General features: G+C 67.4%; 7 protein-coding genes. All 7 read right to left on the bottom strand.

All coding sequences use genetic code 11. The features are described 5' to 3' along the window. Nucleotides 1–679 precede the first annotated feature (679 nt). From FFS72_RS16590 to FFS72_RS16560, 7 genes are read right to left on the bottom strand one after another with little or no spacing between them, the layout of a single operon-like run. Nucleotides 680–1,240 carry an Rv1363c family protein gene (locus tag FFS72_RS16590; protein ID WP_137874978.1) on the bottom strand — a complete coding sequence of 187 codons (561 nt, stop codon included), beginning with the start codon at nt 1,238–1,240 and terminating at the stop codon, nt 680–682. Further along, nucleotides 1,230–2,444, bottom strand: a complete 1,215-nt coding sequence (locus FFS72_RS16585; RefSeq protein WP_137874977.1) for an MCE family protein — start codon at nt 2,442–2,444, stop codon at nt 1,230–1,232. The genes FFS72_RS16590 and FFS72_RS16585 overlap by 11 nt, the downstream gene beginning before the upstream one ends. Continuing rightward, nucleotides 2,441–3,490 (bottom strand): MCE family protein, encoded by a 1,050-nt coding sequence (locus tag FFS72_RS16580; RefSeq protein ID WP_137874976.1) that lies wholly within the window; start codon nt 3,488–3,490, stop codon nt 2,441–2,443. Before FFS72_RS16580 ends, FFS72_RS16585 begins: the two co-directional genes overlap by 4 nt. Beyond that, nucleotides 3,490–4,617, bottom strand: coding sequence for an MCE family protein (locus FFS72_RS16575; protein WP_137874975.1), 1,128 nt, complete (start codon nt 4,615–4,617; stop codon nt 3,490–3,492). The genes FFS72_RS16580 and FFS72_RS16575 overlap by 1 nt, the downstream gene beginning before the upstream one ends. Further along, on the bottom strand, nt 4,618–5,661 hold the full coding sequence (locus FFS72_RS16570) for an MCE family protein (protein ID WP_137875001.1): 1,044 nt from the start codon (nt 5,659–5,661) through the stop codon (nt 4,618–4,620). It lies immediately after the preceding gene. Beyond that, nucleotides 5,661–6,731: an MCE family protein gene (locus FFS72_RS16565; RefSeq protein WP_137874974.1), complete on the bottom strand. Its 1,071-nt coding sequence runs from the start codon at nt 6,729–6,731 to the stop codon at nt 5,661–5,663. The genes FFS72_RS16570 and FFS72_RS16565 overlap by 1 nt, the downstream gene beginning before the upstream one ends. Continuing rightward, nucleotides 6,728–7,978, bottom strand: coding sequence for an MCE family protein (locus FFS72_RS16560; protein ID WP_137874973.1), 1,251 nt, complete (start codon nt 7,976–7,978; stop codon nt 6,728–6,730). Before FFS72_RS16560 ends, FFS72_RS16565 begins: the two co-directional genes overlap by 4 nt. Nucleotide 7,979: the final 1 nt, after the last annotated feature.

Genomic DNA, 7,979 nt, shown 5'->3' with positions numbered 1-7,979 from the left:
TCGTGTCCTCCTCGTCGCCGCCGCCACGGCGTGGTGCACGAAGGACCTGAGTCACCGCCGAGGACCCGACGTCCCCCGACTCTGCAGGCCCTTCTTCACTCACAACTCTCATGCCCCCGCCACCGACTTGTCGAATCGCCTGGTCGATCAATCGAACACATGTTCGATTCCAGGCAAATTCCACAAGCAAACGGCAGTGAGGGCCTTCTTCAGTATCTCAATCAGGCGCATGACCGTTACGGCGACCCCACCGTGGCGCCGGTCACCAGCGAACCCGAGACAGGGGCCCTGTCCTGGGGAAACGCGTGAACTCTCGGTCACACACACAGTACGGTGTCGGTTGAACTGCCGTCGTTCGCACACCTGTCAGTCACGGGACGGACACAGCCCTGGGGGACCAGCCGTCACGCTCGGGATCGCCGTCGAATCGCCCTCCTTGCCGGCAACCCCCAATGGCGTCGCACACGAGTCTCACCCCACCCACTGCCTTGTCGACCGCGTCCGATTAACAGCGGACACGGACTGGCCGACACGACATGCCCCGGCAAATGGCCGGAACGTGCATTCGTATCAGACGTCACAGCGGTGCCGCAAACACCCCGTGGTCGCGTCGCGTGGCGAAGCGCTCCAGAGACACCGCCCAGCAGACCATCGCCTGCTGGGCGGCGCGGCGACGGTCCTACTTGGTGTCGACGTTGTCGACGACCCAGCGGTCGCCGTCCCGGGTCAGGCTGACGACCATCCGGTACTTCTGCGTGTTCCCCTCCGGGGAGACGACGTTGGTCGCCTGCTGGTCGACGAAGACGAGAACAACGGCATGGTCGTCGTCGATCGACTGCACACCGATGTGCTCGACCGTCGCGGTGGCCTTCCCCTTGCCGTCCGTGACTATCTGACGCAGCGCATCCACCATCTCGCTGTACTTGCCCGCGAACTCCGGCGTGGACTGCGACACGATCGCGACCCGGTTCGCGTCCAGGTTCTCGAAGTCGAATGACGACAGTGCCACCGAGTAGTCACGGGCGGTGTCGATCGCCTCGGTGCGCAGTGCATCCGTGTTGCGGGCGTCCAGGACCTGTATCAACAGGGACACCGATGCCGCGATCAGCGCCACGACGAGCAGGCCCGCCACGACGACCACCCATCGCGGGGTGCCGCGACGCGACGCGACATCGGCGGTCTCCTCCCCCGTTTCCACGTCGTCGGGTGCGACGGTCTGCGTGCTGTCGTCATTGACCATTGCCGAGGTCCTCCAGGAGCGAATTCCAGTACTGCAGTGCTTCCGTCCCCGTGGGAATCAGCACCGGATCGGAAACGGGCGGGTACCCGATCGGGGTGCCCGGGGTCGTTGCGTTCTGCAGCCCGAGGTCGTTCGGGCGGGGCGCGTTGCGCGAGCCACGCTGGGCGAGGTTGTCCGCAGGAGGACAGTAGTACGTCAGATTCGGCGTGGTGGGGCTCTCGTCCCCGACTGCCCGGCGGACCGTGTCGTAGGTGCACACCTGCCCCAGCGTTCCGACGAGGACGAAGTTGGCTCGGTCCCCGGTGACGATCGACTCCAGCTTGCCCAGGCCCCGTGGGATGTCGTTCAGGCCCGACGCGAGCGAGGCCTGCCGATCGGAGATGATCGGCGCCACCGTCACCAGGTTCGCCAGCAGCGACCCGAAGGTGTCGTGGTAGCGGTCGAACAGTGTCGTGGCCTGGTCGAGTGCGGCGGGCGAGGTGTCTGCGAGGTACACCAGCACCGGAGCGTTGGTGTCGAGTTGCTCCGTGAAATCACGGGCCGCCCCCATGCCCCGCACGAACGAGTCCGACTCACCCGCCATCGTGGTGACCAGGCTCGCGGTCCGTTCGAGCAGACCCGTGAGCATCGGCGCCTGCTCGCTCATCTGAGCGGTGAGCGCGTCACCATGGTCGATCATGCTGGCAAGGGACGGTCCCAGCCCGTCGAACGCCGCCCCGAGCTCCGTACCGATGTCACTGACGGCCTGCGGGTCGACTCCCTCGATCAGCTCCCAGGCGTCGGTCATCAGCTCACCCATCTGCACCGGCTGCTGATCGGCGGGCGCGGGGAGGAGGTCGCCGTCCTCGAGATACGGGCCCTCACCGGTGTTCGGGAAGATGTCGACGTTCTGGATGCCCGCAGCGGTACCCATCCCCACCTTGGCGATGCTGTCGACGGGAATCTCGACGCCCGGGTCCAGGTCGTAGTCGATGCGGGCGCCCTCATCCGGATCGAGCCGGACCGAGGCCACCGACCCCACCGAGACGCCGCGGTACGTCACGGCCGTTCCCGCGGTCAGACCACGGGCATCGGTCATGACCGAGTACACCCGGATCGGAGTGCCGAACGCCTGCGGACCGATCACGTAGTTGATCCCGAAGGGAATCACGATCACCGACACGAGCGCGAACAGCACCAGCTGCACCACGACCAGACGTCTCATCGTCGACCTCCCTGGAGCAGATCGGTCAGGTCGCTCGCGGTCGCCGACACCGCACCACCGGGTACCTGCCCGCCGGTGAGCAACGTGTCGATGGTTCCGGGGATGTCGAGCGCACCGTCGAAGTTCAGGTAGTCCCCGTGCACGGCACTTCCGAAGTTGTCGAGGAAGCTGTTCATGTTGTCGAGCGTCGCCCCGATCTCGGAGTTGAAGGCCGCCAGCGCCCCGATCACCGTCGACGCGTCCGAAACCATCGCACCGAGCCCGCCAGGGTCGCCGGAGACGACGACGTTCGCGGCGTCGGTCAGCTGCCTCGTCGAGTCGAGCAGTGCGGCGATACTGTCGCGCTGCTCGGTCAGCGCACGCACCGCACCCGGCATCGCGTCGAGATAGGCGTCGACCGTGGCCTGCTGCCCCGCCAGCTGCCCGGAAATCCGTGCGGCGGTGTCGATCGCGACCTCGAAGTCGTCCTGGTTCGCGTTCGCGGAGGCCAGCAGTGTCGTCATGGTGTCGGTGAGACCGCGGATCTCGCCGGAACGCCCGGAGAACGCGGTGTCGAGTTCGCTCACGACCGTCTGCAACTGCGCCAGTCCGCTACCGGTCACGATCGTCCCCAGGGTCGCGAGCATGCTCTCGACCTGAGGCCCGATGGTGGTGCTCGTCTCGACGATCACGTCACCGTCCTGCAAGGGACGCTCCGACGGGTCGGCGGGCGGGGTCAGCCGAATGAACGGGCTGCCCAGCGCCGACGGCAGTTCCACCGAGGCGAGGACGTTGTCGGGCAGCTCGGTGGACTCCTCGAGGCTGAGCCCGACCTTCGCACCGATCGTGTCGGTGTCGAGGCTCTGGATCCGCCCGATCACCTTCTGCCCCGTACGCACGTCGGCACCGAACAGCAGACCCTCCGCGGTCGCGAGCTGCAACGTCACCGTGTACGCGGGCCCGTCCGCACTGCGGCCGAGCGGAAGATCCTGCATGCCGATGCCACAGCCCGCTGTGAGCAGGACTCCGGCCGTCGCCGCGACGACGCGAATCGTCCTGGTGCGCATCAGTTCCCCCCTGCTACTGCGCCGGCGATGTTGAGCGGATCGGACTGGCTGACCGGGAACGGGATCGGGTTGGTGAATCCGGCACCCGTGCACAGCGGCAACGGATGCTCCTCGCACAGCGGTTGCGCGACGGCGAACTGGGTCAGTGCCGTCGAGATGTTCAGCCGGATCCGACCCTTGTTGGTGTCGTCGATGCCCCGGGCGAGGTTCTGCATCAGCAGCGGTACCAGGTCCATGAACTCCGCCAGCCCGGCCTGGTTCGCGGTGAGGACGTCGCCGAGCGCGTCGACGTTCTCCGCCGCCGCACCCACGTCGTCGCCGTGCTGGTCCATGAAGGCGCCGACCTGGTCGAGGACGACCTGCAGATCCTGCAGTGGCGCCGCGAGATCGACGTCGGTCGACGCCCACTGGTCCCCGACCGCACCGAGATCGCGAACCAATTCGTCCAGGCTGACCTGCCGCGCGTCGAGCGCGGCCATCAGACCCGACAGGTTCGACACCAGGACGCCGATGTCCTCGGCGCGGGCGCCGACGACACCCGTCGCGGAGCTGAGATTGCGCATTGCCTCGTTGAACTCGTCGCCCTGTCCGCGCCAGCCGTCGGCGGCCTTGCTCAGAAGGTCTGCGGGAGAACCGTTCTCGACCTTCACGGCCTCGGTCAGCGTACTGATGCTGCCCATCAGTGAGTCGAAGTCGATCGGCGCGTGGCTACGCTCCGGCGGGATCTCCGCGCCGTCCTCGAGCGTCGGTCCACTGCTGTAGGTGGGGCCGAGTTCCACGTGCCGGTCACTGATCACCGAGGGGCTCAGCACGAACGCGCTCGCATCGGCGGGTAGCGGTACGTCGGCGGGCATCGACATGGTCACCCGCACCGTCGTGCCCTGGGGCACGACCTCGGTGACGGTCCCGACCGGCACACCGAGCACCGTCACCTTGCTGCCGACGTAGATCCCGTTGACGTAGGCGAAGTTCGCGTGGAAGGTGTTCGACCGGTCGGTACGTGCGAACACGAACCAGCCGGCAACCGCGACGGCGACGACTAGCAGCAGTGCGGTCACGACGACCGGAAGGCGGCGCTTCTTCGCGGGGCCGTCGCCTTCCCAGGCGGAGACGGACTGGACGCTCATCTATTTGCACCCCTGCATCACTCCGATGGCGCACAGCAGGTTGTCCGGGATGACCGCAGAGGGTGCGGACACGTCCGTCCAGGCGCCGTTGCCCGTGGCATCGGTGGCTCCGCGTAGCGCGGGCGGCACCTTCACCATGATCTGGTCGATGTTGGCCGCGTTGTCCTTCAAGGTGGCGGTCACCGCGGCCAGGTTCTCCATCAGTCCCCCGAACTCGGATTCCTTCGCACTCATGGTGTTCGCCAGCGAGTCGAGGACCAGGGTGAGGTTGTCCACGAGATCGGTCAACGCCTGCCTGCGCGCCGCGAGGATCTGCATCACCGTCTGCGCGTTGCGTGCGGTTGTGGTCACGGAGTCGGTCTGGCGAACCATCAGGTCCGACAGCGAACGCGACATCGTCAGCAACTCGTCGATCTGTTCGCCGTTGCGGGCGAATGCCGCCGACGCACCGCTCAGCCCGGTCAACGCCCTGCCCAACTCCTCGGAGTCGGCGGGGAGCACCTGCTCGAGCGTGGTCATCATCGCCTGCAGCGAGTCGACGTCGATGTCGGCCGCCGCTTTCGTCGCGTCCCGGCTCACGTCGTCGAGTCCGTACGGAACGGTGGTGCGGGACATGGGGATGACAGTCCGCCCCTCGTCGACACCTGCGGGCACGACCTCGAGGTAACGCTTGCCGAGGACGGTCTTGAGCCGGACGGTCGCGGTCGTCTGGTTACCCAGCGGCTGGTCCTTGTCGAGCCGGAAGTCGACCACGACGTGGTCGCCCGCCAGGTCGATGCCCTCCACCCGTCCAGCGGGTACCCCCGCGACGTAGACGGGATCGCCGCCTGCGAGTCCACTGGCGTTCGCGAGTTCCGCCGAGTACGCCTGTGTCCGGACCTGGTACCACACGCGGGGCGCGCCGACCGCGGCGAGCAGCCCGATGACGAGCACCGCGATCCCCAGTAGACCGAGCGCCATCGGCGTCGAGTTGCTGCGCCGCTCCCCTTTGAAGAGAAACAGGAAGATTCCAACGAAGACGTCGATCAGTTTGACGAGAAACATCATTGGCACACCTGCGAGTGGGTGGTCCCGAAGATGTTCGCCTGCATGTCCCCCGCCTCCAGCGTGAAGTTGCACAGGTAGAGATTCACGAAGCCGCCGTAGCTGCCGATCCGGTTGAGGTCGGAGCCGAACTCGGGCATCTTCGCCAGGAACTCGTTGAACTGGTCCGTCGATCCGATCCATGCGTCGGTGACCGACTTCAGATCGGTGATCGACTTGCCGAACGCTCCGTTCGACACCGCCATCGCCCGCGCGAGGTCCGCGATCGCCGTGCTCCCGCCGTCGAGCAGCGCGACGAGCTGGTCGTTGCTGCCGACCACGGTCGACGAGAGGGCCCCGAGGCCGACGAGCAGCTCCTCGAGTTCCGGTGAGCGGGCGTCGACGGAGGCGAGGAGGGACGACATGTTCCCGACCAGTTGTTCGAGCACGGGCTGACGCTCGGCGAGCCCACTGCTCAGATCGCCGATCTGGGTGAGCAGCGTCGCGACGGACTGGCCCTGCCCCGAGAAGGTCTCGACGAAGCCGCGGGTGAGGCTGTTGACCTGATCCGGCGCGAGGGCGTCGAACAGCGGCCGGAAGCCGTTCATCATCGCGGTCAGGTCGACGGGCGGCGTCGTGCGGTCGATCGGGATCGTCGATCCCGGCGGCAGCACCTCCGACCCCTCCGAATCCGTTGCGCCGACCGGCTGTTCGCCGGTCGCGGACACCGGCCGTCCGTCGGGTCCGGACAGCGCGATGTAGCGCGCGCCGAGCATGTCCCCGTATCGGACCGCGGCGGTCACATCGGTGGTCAGCGGCTGGTCCGCCTCTACCTCGATCCCGACGACCGCCTTGCTGGTGCCACCGCCTGCATCGGCGAACTCGATGCTCTCGACCCGGCCGACACGGATGCCTGCCATCGTCACCGGATTACCCGGTGTCAGACCCTCGACGTCGACGAACTCCACCGAATAGCGTTCGGTGTCGCCGCGAACCGGGACGAGCAGGGTGTTGGACACCAGCAGTCCGCACGCCACGCCTGCGGCGCAGAAGCCGACGAGTTTGGCGACGGGAACCCATCCGAGCTTCATCGGACGGTCACCTCGTTTCCACGGACGAGCGGACCGAGCATCATCACGGTCGCGGGGTTGGGGTCGACTCCGGGCAGTGCGGGCAGTCCGCGTAGGTGCGACTCCAGCAGCCCGAGGGCATCGGTTTCCTTGGCCGTGTCGACCACCGGTGCCGCGACGGGGTTCGTGTTCGTCGTGGCCGCGGTGTGCGCGGGCGACGGTCCGCCACTGCAGTGGTCGCCCGTCTCGGTGCCGTAGGTGGGGCAGTCCTCCCCGGTGTAGGGGAACGGGTCCGCGAAGGACGGCACCGCGGTGATGTTGAACTTGCCCGTCGAGAACACCCGGCCGCCCGCTGCACCGAACGACTGCGCGCCGGCAAGGGTGCCGGTGAGCCCCTCGGGGTTCGCCGCGGTGGTGGCGAGAATGATGCCCACCGAGTCGACGACAGTGGTGATCTGCTCCTGCCGTTCCCGAGTGAAGCCGGCGGCCGTCGAGGCGAACCCGGATGCCGAGGCGAGCATGCGGCCGATCGAGTCGCTGTGGTCGGAGATGGTGCGCGACACCGATGCGGCGGATGCGAGCGTCGCCAGGACGTCGGGCGTCGCGGTGTCGAGCGCGGCCATCACCTCACGGAACTCCGGTGTGGCGTCGAGGAACTGCTGCATCGCGGGGGTCAGCGCGGGGCTGACCGAGGCGAGCCGGTCGACGACACGGCCGATGGTCTCGCCGCGGCCGTCGAGGGCCTGACCGAGAGCGGTCAGTGCCGTCTGGAGCTTCTGCGGCTGCATGCGGTCGAGGACGTCGACGAGCTTGGTGTAGATGCTGTAGAGCGCGACGGCGTCCGGGCCCTCGTCGACCGTGATGGTGTCGCCCTCGGCGAGCGGTTGGGCCGCGGCATCCGCGGTCGACTCGTCGTCGACGAGCTGAATGTAGATGTCGCCGAAGAAGGTTCGTGGAACCACTCGCGCGAGGACCGTGCTGGGGATCAGATCGATCGAGTCGCCGTCGATCTGCAGCGTCACCACGGACGATTCGACACCGGAGTCGATGCCGGAGATGTGCCCGACGTTGACACCCGAGTAGCGGACCGGAGCCTCCCCTGTGATGAGCCCGGCGGACGCCGGAATGGCGACGGTGACCTCGGGATTGCGCTCCAGCGATCCCGAGCCGCGCAGTACGAGCGCCACGGCGACGACGAGCCCGACGGCGATGGCGACCACTCCGCGCAACGCGTAGCCGACCTTGGTTCGACCCGACAGTTGTTCCATG

The sequence above is a fragment of the Rhodococcus sp. Q genome (assembly GCF_005503035.1).
Taxonomy (GTDB): domain Bacteria; phylum Actinomycetota; class Actinomycetes; order Mycobacteriales; family Mycobacteriaceae; genus Rhodococcus_G.
The sequence above is the reverse complement of the archived record's forward strand: the minus strand, read 5'-3'. Positions and strand labels throughout refer to the sequence as shown.

What these genes read in the sequence shown, in the direction of transcription:
- FFS72_RS16560 (WP_137874973.1), bottom strand. Translation starts at nt 7,978, where the DNA reads ATGGAACAACTGTCGGGTCGAACCAAGGTCGGCTACGCGTTGCGCGGA.
- FFS72_RS16585 (WP_137874977.1), bottom strand. Translation starts at nt 2,444, where the DNA reads ATGAGACGTCTGGTCGTGGTGCAGCTGGTGCTGTTCGCGCTCGTGTCG.
- FFS72_RS16565 (WP_137874974.1), bottom strand. Translation starts at nt 6,731, where the DNA reads ATGAAGCTCGGATGGGTTCCCGTCGCCAAACTCGTCGGCTTCTGCGCC.
- FFS72_RS16575 (WP_137874975.1), bottom strand. Translation starts at nt 4,617, where the DNA reads ATGAGCGTCCAGTCCGTCTCCGCCTGGGAAGGCGACGGCCCCGCGAAG.
- FFS72_RS16580 (WP_137874976.1), bottom strand. Translation starts at nt 3,490, where the DNA reads ATGCGCACCAGGACGATTCGCGTCGTCGCGGCGACGGCCGGAGTCCTG.
- FFS72_RS16590 (WP_137874978.1), bottom strand. Translation starts at nt 1,240, where the DNA reads ATGGTCAATGACGACAGCACGCAGACCGTCGCACCCGACGACGTGGAA.
- FFS72_RS16570 (WP_137875001.1), bottom strand. Translation starts at nt 5,661, where the DNA reads ATGTTTCTCGTCAAACTGATCGACGTCTTCGTTGGAATCTTCCTGTTT.